The organism is Rhodoglobus sp. G.S.4 (genome assembly GCF_056619605.1).
The window spans coordinates 2,744,272-2,759,934 of the sequence record NZ_CM152748.1; the positions used below are offsets into that span (position 1 = coordinate 2,744,272).

Below are 15,663 nucleotides of genomic sequence, written 5' to 3' on the forward strand. Positions count from 1 at the left end.
TACTCGTGTTTTGCCTCGCCCGCCTCGGCGTCCTCAGGAGTAATGTCAGTTCATGGACACGCAACAACCCATCAGCTACTGGGTGAAGCACGTCGACCGGATCATCGACGAGCTATTTGCCCTCACCCTCGAAGAGCACGGCATCACTCGTCGGCAGTGGCAACTGCTCGTGGTGTTATCCAAGGGGCCCGCCGGAGTTGCCCTTCTCGACATCGAGATCGCTCCTTTTCTCAACTCTCCTCGAGCGGCGGTTCCGCCGACCCAAGATGCACACACGAGCTCACTTGAGTCGCTGCAAGAACTTGTGGAAAGCGAATGGCTCACCACAGACGGCTCCCTCTACGAACTCACAGAACGAGGCCGCGGAGTTGTCGAACGGCTCGCCGCCGTAATTGCCAAAGAGCGCACCAAAGCGACCGCGGGGGTCACACCAGAGCAGTACGAAACAGCCATTACGGTGCTCGAGACGATGGCAAAAAACCTGAGCGCTCAACGCGACGGCGCCACCCCGCCAGCCAGCTAGCTAGCGGAAGCAGTCAACAGAGACGTCCAACAGAGCGGGCTAGCGGATTAGGGCCCACCAGATCAGCAGCATCGTCACGAAGAACCCTGTGACGAAATTGAGGGCCAAGAAGTTTTTCCAGCCACGGTTTGCTGACTCGGCTGTGGCATCCGTGATGTTCCAGAATGGCGCGCACATTGCCGCATAGGGAAGCACGAGGATTGCACCGAGCGGGCCAGGCCACGCAGCGAAGAGCAACAGGATGCCGCCAGCAAGATAGGCGACAACCGCAAACCGGGTCGTAGCGCGCGCCCCAATCACCGTCGCGATCGACGAAATTTCGGCAGCGCGATCAGCGAGCACATCCTGCACAGCACCGAAAGCGTGTGAGGCGATTCCCCAGAGGAAGAACGCCCCCAGCACTGCCCACAGTTGGGGAGTGACGGCGGCACCGGTAAGCACGAGGGCGTAAATCGCTGGCGACACAAAATGAGTGCTCGACGTGAGCGAATCCAAGAAGGGCCGCTCCTTGAACCGCAGCCCCTTCGCCGAATACGCGACAACCGCGAACATGCTGATAAGCAACACCAACCACGACAGCGGGTTGCCGACAATGACGAGATAGGCGATAAACGGGAGCGTCGAGACGGCGGCAGCGATGAGCGTTGGCCGGTGCATCCGAGGGTCAAGCAAGGCACCCTCTACGCCTCCCTTTCGCGGATTACGCAAGTCAGATTCGTAATCGAACACATCGTTGATGCCATACATCGCCAGGTTGTAAGGCACGAGAAAGAAGATGGTGCCCAGCACGAAGGTGAGGTCGATCGCGCCGGTCGTGAGGTAGTAGGCGGCCGCGAACGGGAACGCCGTGTTGACCCAGCTGAGGGGCCGTGATGAGAGGAACAGATCCTTAACCATTGTGGGCCTCCGGATTCGCGGGCGAGTCTACGGTTTTCGCGGGCGTTGTAGTTGTTGCAGCGGAACCACGGCGCGACCCCAACAGCATCCACAGGCACGGCAACCCCACGACGGCCGCGATTGTGTAGGCGAAATCTTCGAGCGGAGCAACACCGATGAATGCACCGCTGATGGCGTCAGGGCTATAGCCGACAAGGCCCACAGAGATCATGATGTTGTCGAAGATGGCGGTCATGATGAGCAGGATGCCCGTTGTGACCGCGATCGCGCGCCACCCCGGCGCACGTCGAGTGGCGACTGTGACGACGGCGAGCGCCGTGACGATCGCAAGAAATACTGCATTGAGCAGCCAATAAGTCACGCCGCACCCACTCTCGTGCGGGTGAGAGCGCCATAGACGTTCATAGTGAGATAGCAGAGCAGCGTGAGGAAGAAGATCTCCTCGAGAGGAACCTCCGGAGCCACCAGCAGTCCCGTCATGAAGTCGGTTTCACCACGGAAGAAGATGCCGAGGCTAACCCCTAGCAGGTCCCACGCAAAGAAGAAGATCACGCCCACCACCAACACCACTGTTGCCCGACGTGCATCCCGCCAAAAGAACAGCGTGAAACGGCGATCAAGCACCACCATGCCGGTGAGCGAAATCAGCAGCGCAACAAGGTAGAGAACAATCACGGCTAATCCTGTGCGGAGAGGGGCTCAGGAAGTGGACCGGGTGAGGTGTCTCCCCGCAGTCGCTTGATAAGCACCTCGGCACTGATGAGACACATGGGCAGTCCGATGCCGGGGATGGTGGAGCCGCCAACGTAGTACAAGCCCGTGACCTTTTTGCTCACGTTGCCAGCGCGGAAGAATGCGCTCTGCTTGAGAGTGTGGGCGGGACCGAGTGCCGTACCTCGCCACGCATTGAGGTCGGCAGCAAAGTCGCCAGGGCCTACAGTTCGGCGAACAGTGATGCGATCGGCGAAATCAGGGATGCCAGTCCAGTCGCCGATTTGTGAAATCACTGTGTCGGCCAATTTCTCAATGCGAGGGTCGCCATTGCCACCAATCTCGCCCCGACCGATCGACGGATCGGCGGGAATAGGCACAAGAACAAAGACATTCTCGAAGCCATCGGGGGCAACGTTGGGGTCAACACCGCTCGGCTTGCAAATGTAGAGCGAGGCCGGTTCCGGCACCTTCGGCTCAGTACCGAAAATCGCCTCAAACCCCTCTTGCCAGTCCTTCATGAACAACAGCGTGTGGTGTTCAAGCTCAGGCAGTTCGCCCTTCACTCCCAAGTACAACAGCAGGGCACTTGGACCGGGCGTCTTCGATTGCCAGTACTCGGCCGGATAGGTCTGCTCGCTCGACTCCAGCAGAGTGGTTTCGGTGTGGTGGAGATCGGCGGCCGAGACGACAATATCGGCGGTTAGGGTGCGTGACGTTCCTGCAGCATCGACGTATTCGACACCGGTCGCGACTCCGTCTACCGTCGTAATGCGGGTGACCTTCGCATTGGTACGAATATCGACTCCGGCGGCGCGCGCAATGTCGGCGATGCTCTCGATAACGCGCGTAAATCCACCCATCGGGTAGAGAACTCCGTCAGCCAGATCGAGGTGACTCATGAGGTGATACATGCTGGGCGTCAGATACGGCGACGATCCCAAAAACACTGCAGGGTAGCCCAAGACTTTGCGCAGACGATCATCCTTCACCGTGCGCGCGACCAGTCGCGAAAGCGGTTCGATGAGCAGACGGATGAAGCGGGCCGCCTTTGCCAATACCTCTTTCGTTGCGCTCGTGCGCAGGTCAGCAAATGACGTATATAAGAAATATTGCTTAGCTAACTCATACGTTTCTTCTGCGGACTTCAAGTACTTCTGCATGCGCACGCGCGAGCCAGGCTCAATGCTCTCAAACAGCGCAAGGTTCTCGTCGAGGTCCGTTGAGATGTCGATGGGGTCTGCTTCACCCTCGAAATACACCCGGTAACCGGGGTCGAGGGTTACAAGTGACAGTTGCTCTTCGGCACTGGTTCCCATGAGTTTGTAGAAGTGGTCAAACACCTCGGGCATCAAATACCACGAAGGGCCGGTGTCGAACCGGAAACCATCGTGTTCCCACGACCCCGCACGACCGCCAACAGCAGGCAAGCCCTCCAGAATCGTGACCGAGTGCCCCTCCTTGGCGAGAAGCGCAGCACTCGCGAGCCCCGCAATACCGCCACCGATTACAACAACGTCACTCATACTCGAGGACTCACCCCCATCGCGGCAGCCGCAGCCAACCGCAGTTTCACGACATCAGGAACGCGCACACGGGTGCGCACTAACTCGCTGGCCGGAGTCGCCCGGATGCGTTTCGATAGCTGAGCGAAAAGGGAATGCGCGAGCGCAACAGCCTTCCTGCTACTCGGCGGCAGTTCGGAACCGATCGCCGCATCCCGCAAATCGTTATCGAGGTCATCGAGAAGCCGAACTTTTTCTTCTTCAGTGAAAGTCGAAACATCGATGCCAGGAAAGTAGCTTCTGCCGAGGGTCTCGAAATCGTCGGCAAGGTCACGCAAGAAGTTGACCTTCTGGAAGGCAGCGCCCAAAGCGCGTGCACCGTGCTCAAGCTTGGCCCGCTTGTCATCGGTGACATCGTGCCCGTGCAAGAACGCACACAAGCACATGAGCCCAACGACCTCAGCTGAGCCGTAGACGTAACGCTCGAAACTTGCCTGGTCGTGCACTTTCTGACTCAGATCCATGCGCATCGACTCAAAGAATGGAGCGGTGAGCTCTGCACCAAACGACACTTCGCGTGCGGTGAGAGCAAAAGCATGCACGATGAGGTTTGAACTGAACCCCTGCTCCATCGCGAGTTCAGTTTCACGCTCAAGTTCAGTGAGCTGACGCGAAGTAGAGATCAGGTCGAGGCCAGCTTCTTCTGCCCCGCCGTCAACGATCTCATCGGCAATGCGCACCAAGGCATAAATGTTCTCGACATGTTGGCGAACATCAACGCCCAAGAGCCGCGAAGCCGCAGAAAATGACGTGGAATAGCTGCGGATGACGATGCTCGCAGCATCTTCAGCGACGCGGTCATACAGTTTGAGCCTGGTGCTCACGCGCGCCGACTTTCCAGCGCCCTGCACACGACAGTTAGGCTGTATTCACTGCGGCACAGTGCGTGCGGCATTCCGAATCTATCCACCTAGGCAGACTATCGCGATCATGAGCCAATTCCCTGAGCAGGTCGTACTTCTCTCAAACACAGGTGAGCACATCGGTGTGGCAGATAAAGCTCTCGTGCACACGACAGATACCGCATTGCACCTCGCGTTTTCGTGCCACGTCTACAACGCGACTGGCCAAGTGCTTGTGACACGTCGCGCGCTGTCAAAGCTCACCTGGCCCGGAGTCTGGACCAATTCCTTTTGCGGACACCCCGCTCCCGGCGAAGACATGGCTGACGCAATCATCCGACGCGCTCAGCACGAACTCGGAATCACCGTCAGTGATGTACAGCTCGTGCTGCCCGATTTTCGCTACCGCGCCGTTGACTCATCCGGCATTGTCGAGAACGAGATCTGCCCCGTCTACCGTGCAGTGACCACGGATGCCGCAGCCCCGAACCCCGAAGAGGTCGCCGAATTTGATTGGGTTGACCCCCAGTCGCTGCACACTGCTGTGGCAGCGACACCCTTCGCCTTCAGCCCTTGGCTTGGCTGGCAGTTGGAGCAGCTCGACGCTAGCTAGCCCCCGACAGAACCCGCATCATTCGCCCGCACATCGGTGCGGTGGAAGTTCTGAAAACTGCGGCTCGCCGTCGGGCCACGCTGGCCCTGGTAGCGCGAACCGTACTGGCCAGAACCGTAAGGCGATTCAACGGGAGAGCTCGTCTTGATGAAGCACAACTGCCCGATTTTCATGCCCGGCCACAACTTGATCGGCAGCGTTGCCACATTGCTGAGCTCGAGGGTGACGTGACCCGAGAATCCGGGATCAACGAAACCCGCCGTGGAGTGGGTGAGCAAACCGAGTCGCCCAAGCGAGCTTTTGCCCTCAAGGCGAGCGGCGACGTCATCGGGCAGAGTCACGAGCTCGAAAGTGGAACCAAGCACAAACTCGCCGGGGTGAAGAATGAACGGCTGGTCGGCGTCCACTTCCATCAGGTGGGTGAGGTCTGGCTGGTCGACTGCCGGATCGATGAAGGGGTACTTATGGTTATCGAAGAGGCGGAAGAAGCGATCGAGCCGCACATCGACACTCGATGGTTGAACCATGTCAAGATCGAGCGGGTCGAGGCCAATACGGCCAGAGGCAAGTTCGGCCCGGATATCGCGATCACTGAGAAGCATGGCCTAAGACTAACGAAACCCGGCCCGATAATTGCTCAAACGAGCAAATGTTTACGGCTGAAAACTCGGGATCGCTCGCAAGCTGGCGCCGCGAAGGTCACTCGAGTCGTGCAGGTCGAGTGAGCGCGATGCGCGATGCCGCGACATCCGCCGCCGTCTTGTCAATCAGTTCTTGGAGAGTGTCGCAGCGAACCATGGCGCGAAGCCAGGCGTGCACAGTCAGCTCGATTTCGGATCCATAAAGGTCGGCGTCAAAATCGTGGATGAAGGCTTCGACTCGGCGATCAGTGACATCGTCGAAAGTGGGGTTGGCTCCAATACTGATGGTCGCACCGTGGCGCGTAGTTGTCGGCGGAAAACTGACCCAGCAGGAGTAGACACCATCCTCAGGAAGAGTTCCCGGACTGCTGACCTGCACATTGGCGGTGGGAAACCCCAGTTCGCGCCCCCGTTTGTCACCATGGACGACTGTGCCGCGAAAGGTTAGCGGCGGGGAATCTTCCATGGGGAACCCACAATCGGTCGTTGATCGCGCAAGCAGCGCTGACGCGGAAAACAAGGGGCCCTCAGAGTGCGCGGAACTGGCTGAGGTGAAAGACCAAAGGAGCGACTTCGGGGAACGCTTCAGAGTGGATGACTTCGAGCGTAACGATCTCGTGGTCTCCGCCATCGAAACTGTTGCGAATCTCACACTCGAGCCACAGTGCAGCTCCGTTCATGTGGATTGCTCCGCTCTCTGTTGCTTTCCAGTCCGTGCCCGTAAAACGGTCACCGGTACGAGAAGCGAGGTTTCGAGCGGTCTGTTCTTGATCGGCACCAAGCACGCTGAGACCAACTCTGGTGGCTCGCGCCAGCACCGGCCAGGTGGCGGAGGTGCGGGCGGGGCAGACGGCGACGAGCGGCGGTTCGAGCGAAACCGAGGTGAAGGAGTTGACGGCGATGCCGACGGGTTGGCCATCCACGACAGCGGCGAGGGCGATGACCCCTGTCGGAAAGAGGGAGAGTGCGCGGCGGAGCGCAACTTGGGGCGTGACTTCTTCCGCGGCGGTCTTTGTGGACATGAGCGGACTCCTTTGCTTGAGATGTTCACCCAACCGGCTAGTTAGTCAAGTTTGAACATAGGACTACATGTTATTCATTTTTGATCATATAAACAAGCGAGTTTCTTCCCGACAGCCGCAATCCGTGGCTTACGATTGGGGTCATGTCGACGACAACTCGCTTGGTCGTGCTCGGCGCTGTGCACCAGTTTCAGCCCGTTCACGGATACTTTCTGCGCCGTGAACTCATGACCTGGCACATCGACGAATGGGCCAACATCCAACCCGGCTCTATCTACAACGCACTGCGATCGCTCACAACTGACGGCTACCTTGCCGAGAACGGCACCGAAACCGCCGGCAATCGCCCCGAACGAACCACCTACCGGGTGACCGAAGAAGGTGAAGTCGAACTGTTGCGGATGCTGCGCGACACTCTGTGGACGGTAGAAGTCTTCGACACCAAACCCGTCATGGTGCTCACTTCCTTCATGTACGCCCTCCAGCGCGACGAAGTGCTTGACGGGCTCGAACACCGCGTGACCGAAATCGACGCCCGCATTGCCAGCAACGCGTACCACATTGGTGATGTTGCGACCTCGACGTCGACTCCCGCCTACGTGCGCGAAATCTTTGAACTCGCGACCGCGCGATTGCGCGGCGAACAGCAGTGGGCTCGAGACGTGATCGGTCGCATCCGTTCCGGCGACTACATTTTCGCCGGCGAAGATGGCGACCGTCCCACTCGAACCACTACCGACTAGCTCGTTACTTCGGCCACGGCCGTCGCGCGATAGGCGGCGCCCGGGTGGTCATCGCGAAGCACCGAATCGTCGGTGCCCAAGAGCCGTTCCCGCAGAGTCGGTGCGTCATATCCTTCGCCGGCGACTCCGCGCTCCCGCAAAATCGGCAGCACCTGCTCGATGAAATCGATCGTCGATGTCGGCTGAATCATCGGAGTCAACAAGAACCCATCGAGGTCGGCGCCGTCAGCGAGAGCGATCATTTCGTCCGCAATCTGCTCCGCAGTGCCAACGAAGGGTTTGCTGCGCACTCCGTTGCCGTGCCATTGAGCGAGAACATCGCCAACGGTCTGGTCTCCGAAGCGAGTAACTTGCGTCTGCGAAAGCTCAGTGTGGAGTTCTTTCATCGGCGTCGCCGGGTCGAACGACGAAAGGTCTAGGCCCGTAAACCAGGCATAGGAGGCCACGGCAACGTCCGGACTTTCGGTATCCCGCACGGCGTCGTACTTTGCGCGCGCTTCATCGGCAGTCTCACCGATTACGCACGTGAACGCCGACATGACCTTGACCGAATCCGCAGCGCGACCGTTCTTCACTGCTTCTTCACGAATGGAGGCGACCTGCTCAGCTATCTTCTCGACCGACCCGCCTCCGAGGAACACCGCTTCGCCATGCTTACCGCCAAACTCGCGGCCGCGAGGCGACGTGCCCGCCTGGAAGAGCACCGGAGTGCCCTGCGGCGAGTACGAAGAATTTCCGTAGCCGTGCGACGTGAAGTACGGGCCATCGTGCTCGATGCGGTGCACCTTGGCGGGGTCGGCGAAGCGACCGTTCTTGTCGCGCTCGAGCGCGTCGCGCTCCCAGGCTCCCTCCCACAGCTTGTAGACGACTTCCATGAAGTCATCGGCCATGTCGTAACGCTCGTCGTGCGCCACCATCGGAACACCAAACGCCTGCGACGCCGTCTCGGCGGTTCCCGTCGTCACGACGTTCCAGCCGATGCGGCCACCCGAAAGGTGGTCGAGGCTCGCGATGCGGCGAGCAAAGGCGTAGGGCTGTTCAAGAAGAGTGGATCCCGTGAGCACGAGTCCGAGGTTCGTGGTCGTCGAGATCAGGGCAGCAGCCAGAATCGCGGGGTCGAGTCGTGGCAGGTCGAGGCCCTCGACAGAACACACGTCTGGACGCTCACCGTTGACATCGGCCCAACCCCAAGCATCCGCCAAGAACATGAAGTCGAAGCCAGCCTCTTCGCAGATGGCCGTGATTTCACGCCAGTAGTCAAGGCGGTCGAACATGTCGCGTTTGTTGTCGGGGTGACGCCAGGTGGACGTTCCCGAGTCGTTGGCCTGGGGGTTTTCGAATAGACCGAAGCGAAGCTTCTTCATGGTGAAACCTTTCGTGGTGGTGAAAAAGTCTGATTGTGGTGAAAAAGGTCAGAGTGGTAGCGGGAAAAGGTGGGTGGAGTCGAAAGCTAGCGGCCGACGGCGGCTCCGTCGCTCCACCAGAGCACTCGCTTGCGAACGAGCGCGAGGAGAGAAATCAGGATGACTCCCATGAGGCAGAGCAGCGCGATGCTGGCCCAGGTGACCGGCAGGTTGGCTTGCGCAGCAGCGATCGTGACGAGGGATCCGAGCCCCGCCTGTTGACCGGCGGCGACGAACTCGGCAACGGCTGCACCAACGATCGCGAGCGGAAGCGCAATGCGCAGTCCCGCGAACACGTAGGGCATTGAACCGGTGAACCGCAGGTCGCGGAAGATCTCCCAGCGGCTGGCATGCAGTGTCTTCATCACGTCGAGAGCGCGGTCATCCACATCTCGCAGCCCGGCAAGCGAATTAACGAGCATGGGGAAGAACACAACGAGCGCCGTAACGATGAATTTAGGGGTCATGCCGAAGCCGAACGCCACAACCAGAGCGGGAGCGATCGCCACGATCGGGGTCACCATGACAACGACCACGAGCGGCATGATTGCGCGCTCCATGATCTGAAACTCCGCCATGATGATCGCCAAAATGAACCCGGCGAGGATGCCTGAGCTTGCACCCACCAGAACCTCAAGGCCCGTCACGAGCATGTTGGCCCAGTAGGTGTCGGCGTCTTTAATCAGGCTGACCCAGACTTGGTCAATCGTCGGAATCACGTAAGGATTGGCGATCGCAGTGACCTGCCAGAGCGCTGCAGCAATAACAAAAGTGATCAGAGCAGGGGCCCAGTTGGCCCAGCTCAGATTTTGCTTGAGCTTTGCCGTGGCGAGCGGCGAGAAGCGGCGTCCGCTTGCACTGGACGCCGCTTGAACTGCGAGAGCTGACGTCTCTGTCGTTGACATGGTGTCCTCGTTTTTGCGTGACTTAGGCACTCTTTTGCCCCATCACTTCGCGGAGTGTTTGACGCACGTGACCTTCAAGATCGCGGAACTCGTCGGTCGCGTACACGTCGATCGTGCGGGGACGCGCCAGGGGAACATCGATGATTTCGGCAATGTGGCCTGGATGCGCCCCCATCACCACGATGCGGTCGGAGAGCATGATCGCCTCGGGCACGGAGTGGGTGACGAACATCACGGCCTTGCGGTTGGACTGCCAAAAGTCGAGCAACCCCAGCCGCTGCGAATCACGATTCATTTCATCGAGCGCCGAGAACGGTTCATCCATGAGCAGGACGCTCGGGTCAAATACGAACGCGCGAGCAATAGCAACGCGCTGCTGCATTCCGCCCGAGAGCTGGCCGGGATACTTGTCGAGCGCGGCGCCCAAGCCGAACGACTCCAAAATCTCGCGAGGGTCGCGCAGGTTGCGGTTCGCATTCGCTTTCGGATTCACCGTCATCGGCAGTCGCACATTGTCGAGCACAGTCCGCCAGGGGAGCAGCGCCGGCGACTGAGGAACAAGACCAATCATTTTGTTCTTCGTGGCCGCAGCGACTGTCATCCCGTCTACCATCACTGTGCCGCCGTCAACGGGCAAAAGACCCGCGACAGCTTTCAGCAGTGTGGACTTGCCACAGCCACTCGGGCCGATGACGGAAACGAATTCGCCCATCTTTATCGAGAGGCTCACGTTATTGAGCACGAGCGTTCGAGCCCCATCGGGCCCGAAGCTCTTAGAGACGTTCTCAATATGAACGCCGGCGTGTGGCTGTGCGGTTTCCACAGTTACTCCCTGAGTTGTGAAGCCGGATGCCGCACCGGGTGGGTTGGTGCGGCATCCGAGCGGGGTGGTCGGGTTAGTTGCCCGGCCAGATCAGTTCGCCGTCTGCATAGAGATCAGCGACGAGCGTTTCATCCATCATGTCGGTGATAGCGGGAAGATTGTCGACGTTGCCGAACTTCTTGACGAGTTCGTATTCGGCTTCCCAGTCATTAGCAGTCTGGGATCCAGGGAGACCGCTGTTGCTGTCCTTGACCCACTGAGATTCCACATTCCAGGTGCGTTCGAGTTGATCGCGGGGGAAGGCCGAACCTTGACCGTTGTCTTCGGCGAGCTGGGCGATCATGTCGATGCACTCGTCGGAGCTGTCGAGGCAGAACTGCAGGGCGTGCAGCGATGCGCGCATGAAGTCGGCGGCGACTTCGCGGTTCTCTGCGAGGAACTCAGAATTGACTTCCATAACGTTGTAGGTGCCTTCAACACCCACGTCCGACGGGAAGAACTCAGTGAACGGCAGGCCTTGAGCGCGAAGGTTCTCGGGCTGGTTCGAGGCGTAGCCGACGATCGCATCGACCTGTCCGCGAGTGACCACGGTGGGGTCGTAGTTGGTCATCTTGATCAGTTCGACCTTGCTGACATCGACGTCAGCGGCATCCAACATGGCGGATGCGATCGGAGTGAGGTTGATGAAGTACCCGAGCGAACCACCTTCGAGGTCCTTGAGGCTCGTGATTTTTTCGTTGGCGAAGATCGAAAACGGCGGGGTATTGCCGTAGGTCGCAACCGCGGTGAGGTTCTTGCTGTTTGCTGCGGCGAGCATGACATCGGATGCCGAACCGAGAGCGGTGAATTCGGCTTGTCCCGAGGAGACGAGCTGTTGTCCGTTCGCGCCGGAGGCGTTGATTTCTACGTCGAGGCACAGGTCCTTGAAGTAGCCGAGCTCTTCGGCGAGGAATACATCGAGCTGACCAGCGCTGGCCGAGTATCCGTATCCGGAGATGTAGGTGATGGTGCCCACCGCGGCATTGCGGTCGCAGGCTTCCTGAGATATCAGGAGATCGCCGGCGTCGGGCGTGGATTCTTCTGCAGGGGCTGTGCAGGCGGAGAGCGTGAGTGCTGTTACCAAGAGTCCTGCGATGCCGAAGCCTCGCAATTTCTTGGAATCAAGAGGTGTAGTCACTTGGATCCAGGTTCCTTCCTAGGCCGTATCCGTCATTGGATGGCTAGACAAAACGTACATGATCAAGATTGACTGTGCAAATTTTATCTAGCCAATTTTTGAGGCCGCGGAATGCAGGCGAGTTTCAACACGCGTGATGCGGAGGGGTAGACAGTTCGCGCGGCGACGGTCGCAACTAGTACGTGCGAGTGGGGTTCGCTGCGCGCACTTCGTTGAGTGCACCATCTGCGATGCTCGTCGTGAGTTCACTGCTTGATCCTGAGGAGTGAATCCACAGGTCGCCAACGAAGTAGTGAGTATCTACGTTGGTGCCCACGAGGTTTTCGCCGGAGAGTTCGAGTTTAGTGACACCGTCGACGGTGCTGCCAAGGAAGCCAGCAGCGAGGAGGGCGGTCGTGAGGTTCTCGGCATCAACTTCAGTGATGTCTGTGACGGTCAACCCGAAACCACCATCAGAGTTAGGAACGCCCCACACGCAGTGCTTGGCAATGGACGCATTCGACGAGGCCGCAGCGACCTCAGGCAATTCGTAGCCGTAGATCGGCACCGAGTCATCGTCGTTCAGCACTTCGGTGGAATCGGAGAAGATGCTCTTGGCTGTGCTCAGAGGCAACAAAGTTTCACAGCCAGGGATGATGAGGGGTTCCGGCGTGGGCAGCGGGGTCGAGCTAGGTGCACTCGTTGCTGGGGTCGGGCTTGGTGAGGTGGCGGTCGGCGCAGAAGGCGCACAGGCCGCTAGCGCGAGTGTGAGCAGAATTGCGGATGCCGCAGCGGTGGCCGCTTGCGTGCCTGAACGAGTCACTGCCGCGCCGACGCTCTTGCGTGTCTTCATGCCAGCAGGTTAGACCCACCGATATCTCTTGCACAGACTTGCGCTCGAATTGTGATGAATGTTTACCATCACGTTCAGATGCTTTCTGGCGCGACCTGCGTAGCGGTTGGGGCCCCAGCGGTCTCATGCTCGGGAGTTGGCTTGCCGGTGCGCATTCGATACGCGGCAACAATCCCGCCGATGGTGAGTACAACGAGGGCACCAATCGCAATAAAGAATCCGTCGTCAAACTGGGCACCGTAGGCGCCGACAGCGACGTAGGCGACTGTTCCTGGGATGATCCCGATGACCGTGCCCAGAGCGTAGTCCCGCACCCGCACCGCGGTGAGCCCAGCAGCGTAGTTGATAAGCGTGAACGGCAGGATAGGGATGAGGCGAAGCACGATTACCGACACCAAGCCACGGCGCTGCAACATTTCATCGAGGGCGTGCACCCGACCGCCCGTATATTGTTCGATCGCATCTCGACCCAGGATGCGCCCCAACCAGAAAGAGAGAGCCGCACCCAACAGGGCGCCGATCAAGACAATAAGTGCGCCGATCCAGAGCCCCCAAGCGACCCCGCCCGCGATGCTGAGGATGCCTTTTGGCACCGGAGTCAGGGTGAGAAGCGCATAGCCCGAAACGAAGAGGGCTATTCCGAAGATTCCTGCTTCACCGGTCCACTCGTGGATTTCATCCACCGATGGGAGTTGCACCGTCAACGCGACCGTGACGGCTGCCACGAGAAGAAAAATCAGCACGCCGCCGCGCCACAGCGTTGACGTGCGGGTCTTTGTCATTAGACCAATGCTACGGCGTGCGACACAGCTCAGTAATCAGGAAAGCTATGGCAACATAACCAGATGGTCTATGTCGCTGATGAATCCCGTTACGAACCAATGCCCTACCGCCGAGTTGGGCGCAGTGGACTGAAACTGCCCGCTGTTTCGCTGGGGTTGTGGCAGAACTTTGGGGATGACAAGCCGATCGCGACACAGCGCACCATCATCCGCCGGGCTTTCGATCTTGGGGTTACGCACTTCGACCTCGCCAATAACTACGGCCCTCCCGCCGGTTCTGCCGAGTCGAACTTCGGCCAGATTCTGCGCGAAGACTTCCGCCCGTACCGCGACGAGATGATTATCTCCAGCAAAGCCGGTTACGACATGTGGCCAGGCCCTTACGGCGTAATGGGGTCGCGCAAGTACTTGCTCGCGAGCCTCGACCAATCGCTCAATCGGCTTGGCCTCGACTACGTCGACATCTTCTACTCGCACCGTGCCGACCCCGAGACTCCGCTCGAAGAAACCATGGGCGCCCTGCACACGGCGGTGACCTCGGGGCGGGCACTGTATGCGGGCATCTCCAGCTATTCGCCGGAGCTCACGCGCAAAGCCGTTCGAATCATGAATGACCTCGGAACGCCTCTGGTCATCCACCAGCCCTCGTACTCCATGTTCAACCGTTGGGTCGAAGACGGACTTCTCGACACCGTGGACGAGCTCGGCTTGGGCGTTATCGCCTTCTCTCCTCTGGCCCAAGGGCTGCTCACGGATCGCTACCTCGGTGAAATTCCTGCAGACTCTCGCGCAGCCAAAGGTGGCTCGCTGAAGTCAGGAATGATCAACGACGAAACGCTCGGTCGCGTAAAAGCGCTCAACGACATCGCTGCCGGACGCGGACAGTCGCTCGCCCAGCTCGCCATCTCGTGGGCGCTGCGCAACGACCGGGTTACCTCGGCACTCATCGGCGCCTCAAGCGTCGCTCAGCTCGAGCAGAACTTGGCCGCCGTGCAGAACCTCGAGTTCGAGCCTGCCGAGTTGGCCGCGATCGACGAGCACGCCAAGGATGCCGGAATCAACCTGTGGGCAGCATCGAGCGCGGTTTCCTAGATTTTTCGGTGCACTCCCGAGCCGGCATCTGTGCCGTCCCCGGACTCCGGGGCGGCAGCAGACTCTGAGCCGCGCTTGCGCGCCGCAGTCTCGTCGAAAGCCTGGGGATCGCCGTTGCCTCCGCCATAGGTTTGCAGGAATGTCTGCGCGACATTCGCCGCAAACGCACCAAGGCGATGGAGGTACAGGGTGAACTTTGCCATGGCCTCACCCTACGGGCTCTAGCTGAGAAAAAATCCGCTCAACTCGAGGGGCCCTTTTGCCGCACAACAAGTGCCGCGCCGAGTTCACCCGAGATTTCGCGGGCGACAGCGTTCAGCAGCGGAAGTTGAACCTTGAGAGCCTTCAGGTCAGCCGCCATGCGGATTGCCGTGATCGATAGCGCACCCACGACGCCGGCCGGGCCGTGGATCGGCACAGCGATGCAGTTCACGAAGTCTTCGAATTCACCGTCGTCGACCGCCCAGCCTTGCGCGGCGACGGTGGAGAGTTCGGCATCCAGCTCAGAACGAGAGGTCACCGTCTTTTCGGTGAACTTTTCCCACACCACACCAGCGAGGACAGCATCCCGCTCGGCGGCAGGCATGTCGGCCAGGATCACTTTGCCGATACCGCTGCAGTAGGGGCGAACCGGGCTACCGATGCGCGAATACATCCGCACTCCGCTGGTGTCTTCGACCTTGTCGACATACACAATGCTGTGGTCAACCACGGCAGCCAAATGGATAGTGTTGCCGACAGTACGGTGCAGCTTCACCAGTCGATCGTGGGCAATTTCAGCAAGATCGAGACTGTCGGATGCCTGGTGAGCGAGCGCAATAAGGTGCAAGCCGAGCACATACTCGCCACTCTTTCGCTTGCGCAGGTAGCCGACCTCTTCGAGGGATTGCACCTCACGGAACATCGTGGAGCGATGCACCCCGAACTCTTCCGCGAGCTCACTGACGCTTGCCGGGCGAAGGGCAACCGAATCGATGATGCGTGCTGCACGGCGAACGCTTTGCGACATCCGGGGCCCTTCTGATTGCCGCGCAGGTCGGCCGAATCACCAATTGCGCGTGTTGCACTATTTGCAACAGTGTTGCACACAAT

Annotated in this window: 20 protein-coding genes; 4 read left to right on the forward strand and 16 right to left on the reverse strand. The window is 59.5% G+C overall.

What is annotated here, in order from left to right; genetic code table 11:
• Nucleotides 1-52: 52 nt before the first annotated feature.
• The gene (locus tag AC061P_RS13460) at nt 53-523 is read left to right on the forward strand and encodes a MarR family winged helix-turn-helix transcriptional regulator (RefSeq protein ID WP_480391443.1); all 471 of its coding nucleotides are present in this window, start codon (nt 53-55) and stop codon (nt 521-523) included.
• Nucleotides 524-562: 39 nt separating this feature from the next.
• Here the strand turns inward: AC061P_RS13460 and AC061P_RS13465 are convergent, their stop codons facing one another.
• From AC061P_RS13465 to AC061P_RS13485, 5 genes are read right to left on the reverse strand one after another with little or no spacing between them, the layout of a single operon-like run.
• Nucleotides 563-1,420 carry a prenyltransferase gene (locus tag AC061P_RS13465; RefSeq protein ID WP_449647750.1) on the reverse strand — a complete coding sequence of 286 codons (858 nt, stop codon included), beginning with the start codon at nt 1,418-1,420 and terminating at the stop codon, nt 563-565.
• On the reverse strand, nt 1,413-1,781 hold the full coding sequence (locus AC061P_RS13470) for a lycopene cyclase domain-containing protein (protein ID WP_480391444.1): 369 nt from the start codon (nt 1,779-1,781) through the stop codon (nt 1,413-1,415). The genes AC061P_RS13465 and AC061P_RS13470 overlap by 8 nt, the downstream gene beginning before the upstream one ends.
• Nucleotides 1,778-2,095 carry a lycopene cyclase domain-containing protein gene (locus AC061P_RS13475; RefSeq protein WP_480391445.1) on the reverse strand — a complete coding sequence of 106 codons (318 nt, stop codon included), beginning with the start codon at nt 2,093-2,095 and terminating at the stop codon, nt 1,778-1,780. Before AC061P_RS13475 ends, AC061P_RS13470 begins: the two co-directional genes overlap by 4 nt.
• Before the next feature lie 2 nt (nt 2,096-2,097).
• Nucleotides 2,098-3,657, reverse strand: a complete 1,560-nt coding sequence (gene crtI, locus AC061P_RS13480) for a phytoene desaturase family protein (protein WP_480391446.1) — start codon at nt 3,655-3,657, stop codon at nt 2,098-2,100.
• Nucleotides 3,654-4,520 (reverse strand): phytoene/squalene synthase family protein, encoded by an 867-nt coding sequence (locus AC061P_RS13485; protein ID WP_480391447.1) that lies wholly within the window; start codon nt 4,518-4,520, stop codon nt 3,654-3,656. Before AC061P_RS13485 ends, crtI begins: the two co-directional genes overlap by 4 nt.
• Before the next feature lie 106 nt (nt 4,521-4,626).
• Between AC061P_RS13485 and idi the strand changes: the two genes are divergently transcribed.
• Nucleotides 4,627-5,151: an isopentenyl-diphosphate Delta-isomerase gene (gene idi / locus AC061P_RS13490; RefSeq protein WP_480391448.1), complete on the forward strand. Its 525-nt coding sequence runs from the start codon at nt 4,627-4,629 to the stop codon at nt 5,149-5,151.
• Here idi and dcd read toward each other — a convergent pair.
• The 3 genes from dcd to AC061P_RS13505 form a co-directional block, all read right to left on the reverse strand.
• A complete protein-coding gene (gene dcd, locus AC061P_RS13495) occupies nt 5,148-5,753 on the reverse strand; it encodes a dCTP deaminase (protein WP_449647756.1) in 606 nt (201 codons plus the stop codon). The genes idi and dcd overlap by 4 nt on opposite strands.
• A 97-nt stretch (nt 5,754-5,850) precedes the next feature.
• Entirely contained in the window at nt 5,851-6,258 is a 408-nt protein-coding gene (locus AC061P_RS13500; RefSeq protein WP_480391449.1) for a riboflavin kinase, read from the reverse strand.
• 61 nt (nt 6,259-6,319) lie between these two features.
• Nucleotides 6,320-6,814, reverse strand: a complete 495-nt coding sequence (locus AC061P_RS13505; protein WP_449647758.1) for a flavin reductase family protein — start codon at nt 6,812-6,814, stop codon at nt 6,320-6,322.
• A gap of 143 nt (nt 6,815-6,957) precedes the next feature.
• On the opposite strand from AC061P_RS13505, the gene AC061P_RS13510 reads away from it, so the two are divergent.
• The gene (locus AC061P_RS13510) at nt 6,958-7,557 is read left to right on the forward strand and encodes a PadR family transcriptional regulator (protein WP_449647759.1); all 600 of its coding nucleotides are present in this window, start codon (nt 6,958-6,960) and stop codon (nt 7,555-7,557) included.
• Here the strand turns inward: AC061P_RS13510 and AC061P_RS13515 are convergent.
• The 6 genes from AC061P_RS13515 to AC061P_RS13540 form a co-directional block, all read right to left on the reverse strand.
• Nucleotides 7,554-8,921 carry an NtaA/DmoA family FMN-dependent monooxygenase gene (locus AC061P_RS13515; RefSeq protein WP_480391450.1) on the reverse strand — a complete coding sequence of 456 codons (1,368 nt, stop codon included), beginning with the start codon at nt 8,919-8,921 and terminating at the stop codon, nt 7,554-7,556. The two genes, AC061P_RS13510 and AC061P_RS13515, sit on opposite strands and share 4 nt — an antisense overlap.
• 86 nt (nt 8,922-9,007) lie before the next feature.
• Nucleotides 9,008-9,865 (reverse strand): ABC transporter permease, encoded by an 858-nt coding sequence (locus tag AC061P_RS13520; RefSeq protein ID WP_480391451.1) that lies wholly within the window; start codon nt 9,863-9,865, stop codon nt 9,008-9,010.
• Nucleotides 9,866-9,887: 22 nt separating this feature from the next.
• Nucleotides 9,888-10,688, reverse strand: a complete 801-nt coding sequence (locus AC061P_RS13525) for an ABC transporter ATP-binding protein (RefSeq protein WP_480391452.1) — start codon at nt 10,686-10,688, stop codon at nt 9,888-9,890.
• A 73-nt stretch (nt 10,689-10,761) separates the two neighbouring features.
• A complete protein-coding gene (locus AC061P_RS13530; protein ID WP_449647763.1) occupies nt 10,762-11,865 on the reverse strand; it encodes an ABC transporter substrate-binding protein in 1,104 nt (367 codons plus the stop codon).
• Between the two features lie 175 nt (nt 11,866-12,040).
• Nucleotides 12,041-12,697, reverse strand: coding sequence for a hypothetical protein (locus tag AC061P_RS13535; RefSeq protein ID WP_480391453.1), 657 nt, complete (start codon nt 12,695-12,697; stop codon nt 12,041-12,043).
• 74 nt (nt 12,698-12,771) lie between these two features.
• Nucleotides 12,772-13,479: a TVP38/TMEM64 family protein gene (locus tag AC061P_RS13540; RefSeq protein ID WP_480391454.1), complete on the reverse strand. Its 708-nt coding sequence runs from the start codon at nt 13,477-13,479 to the stop codon at nt 12,772-12,774.
• Nucleotides 13,480-13,542: 63 nt separating this feature from the next.
• On the opposite strand from AC061P_RS13540, the gene mgrA reads away from it, so the two are divergent.
• The gene (gene mgrA, locus AC061P_RS13545; protein WP_480391455.1) at nt 13,543-14,571 is read left to right on the forward strand and encodes an L-glyceraldehyde 3-phosphate reductase; all 1,029 of its coding nucleotides are present in this window, start codon (nt 13,543-13,545) and stop codon (nt 14,569-14,571) included.
• Here mgrA and AC061P_RS13550 read toward each other — a convergent pair.
• Both AC061P_RS13550 and AC061P_RS13555 read right to left on the reverse strand, forming a co-directional pair.
• Nucleotides 14,568-14,774: a hypothetical protein gene (locus AC061P_RS13550; protein WP_480391456.1), complete on the reverse strand. Its 207-nt coding sequence runs from the start codon at nt 14,772-14,774 to the stop codon at nt 14,568-14,570. The genes mgrA and AC061P_RS13550 overlap by 4 nt on opposite strands.
• Before the next feature lie 38 nt (nt 14,775-14,812).
• The gene (locus AC061P_RS13555) at nt 14,813-15,580 is read right to left on the reverse strand and encodes an IclR family transcriptional regulator (RefSeq protein WP_480391457.1); all 768 of its coding nucleotides are present in this window, start codon (nt 15,578-15,580) and stop codon (nt 14,813-14,815) included.
• Nucleotides 15,581-15,663 lie beyond the last annotated feature (83 nt).

Excerpts from the sequence above, each read along its gene's own strand:
- AC061P_RS13540 (WP_480391454.1), bottom strand. The coding sequence starts at position 13,479 with ATGACAAAGACCCGCACGTCAACGCTGTGGCGCGGCGGCGTGCTGATT.
- mgrA (WP_480391455.1), top strand. The coding sequence starts at position 13,543 with ATGGTCTATGTCGCTGATGAATCCCGTTACGAACCAATGCCCTACCGC.
- AC061P_RS13515 (WP_480391450.1), bottom strand. The coding sequence starts at position 8,921 with ATGAAGAAGCTTCGCTTCGGTCTATTCGAAAACCCCCAGGCCAACGAC.
- AC061P_RS13505 (WP_449647758.1), bottom strand. The coding sequence starts at position 6,814 with ATGTCCACAAAGACCGCCGCGGAAGAAGTCACGCCCCAAGTTGCGCTC.
- AC061P_RS13500 (WP_480391449.1), bottom strand. The coding sequence starts at position 6,258 with ATGGAAGATTCCCCGCCGCTAACCTTTCGCGGCACAGTCGTCCATGGT.
- AC061P_RS13510 (WP_449647759.1), top strand. The coding sequence starts at position 6,958 with ATGTCGACGACAACTCGCTTGGTCGTGCTCGGCGCTGTGCACCAGTTT.
- AC061P_RS13555 (WP_480391457.1), bottom strand. The coding sequence starts at position 15,580 with ATGTCGCAAAGCGTTCGCCGTGCAGCACGCATCATCGATTCGGTTGCC.
- AC061P_RS13535 (WP_480391453.1), bottom strand. The coding sequence starts at position 12,697 with ATGAAGACACGCAAGAGCGTCGGCGCGGCAGTGACTCGTTCAGGCACG.
- dcd (WP_449647756.1), bottom strand. The coding sequence starts at position 5,753 with ATGCTTCTCAGTGATCGCGATATCCGGGCCGAACTTGCCTCTGGCCGT.
- AC061P_RS13520 (WP_480391451.1), bottom strand. The coding sequence starts at position 9,865 with ATGTCAACGACAGAGACGTCAGCTCTCGCAGTTCAAGCGGCGTCCAGT.
- AC061P_RS13550 (WP_480391456.1), bottom strand. The coding sequence starts at position 14,774 with ATGGCAAAGTTCACCCTGTACCTCCATCGCCTTGGTGCGTTTGCGGCG.
- idi (WP_480391448.1), top strand. The coding sequence starts at position 4,627 with ATGAGCCAATTCCCTGAGCAGGTCGTACTTCTCTCAAACACAGGTGAG.
- AC061P_RS13465 (WP_449647750.1), bottom strand. The coding sequence starts at position 1,420 with ATGGTTAAGGATCTGTTCCTCTCATCACGGCCCCTCAGCTGGGTCAAC.
- crtI (WP_480391446.1), bottom strand. The coding sequence starts at position 3,657 with ATGAGTGACGTTGTTGTAATCGGTGGCGGTATTGCGGGGCTCGCGAGT.
- AC061P_RS13460 (WP_480391443.1), top strand. The coding sequence starts at position 53 with ATGGACACGCAACAACCCATCAGCTACTGGGTGAAGCACGTCGACCGG.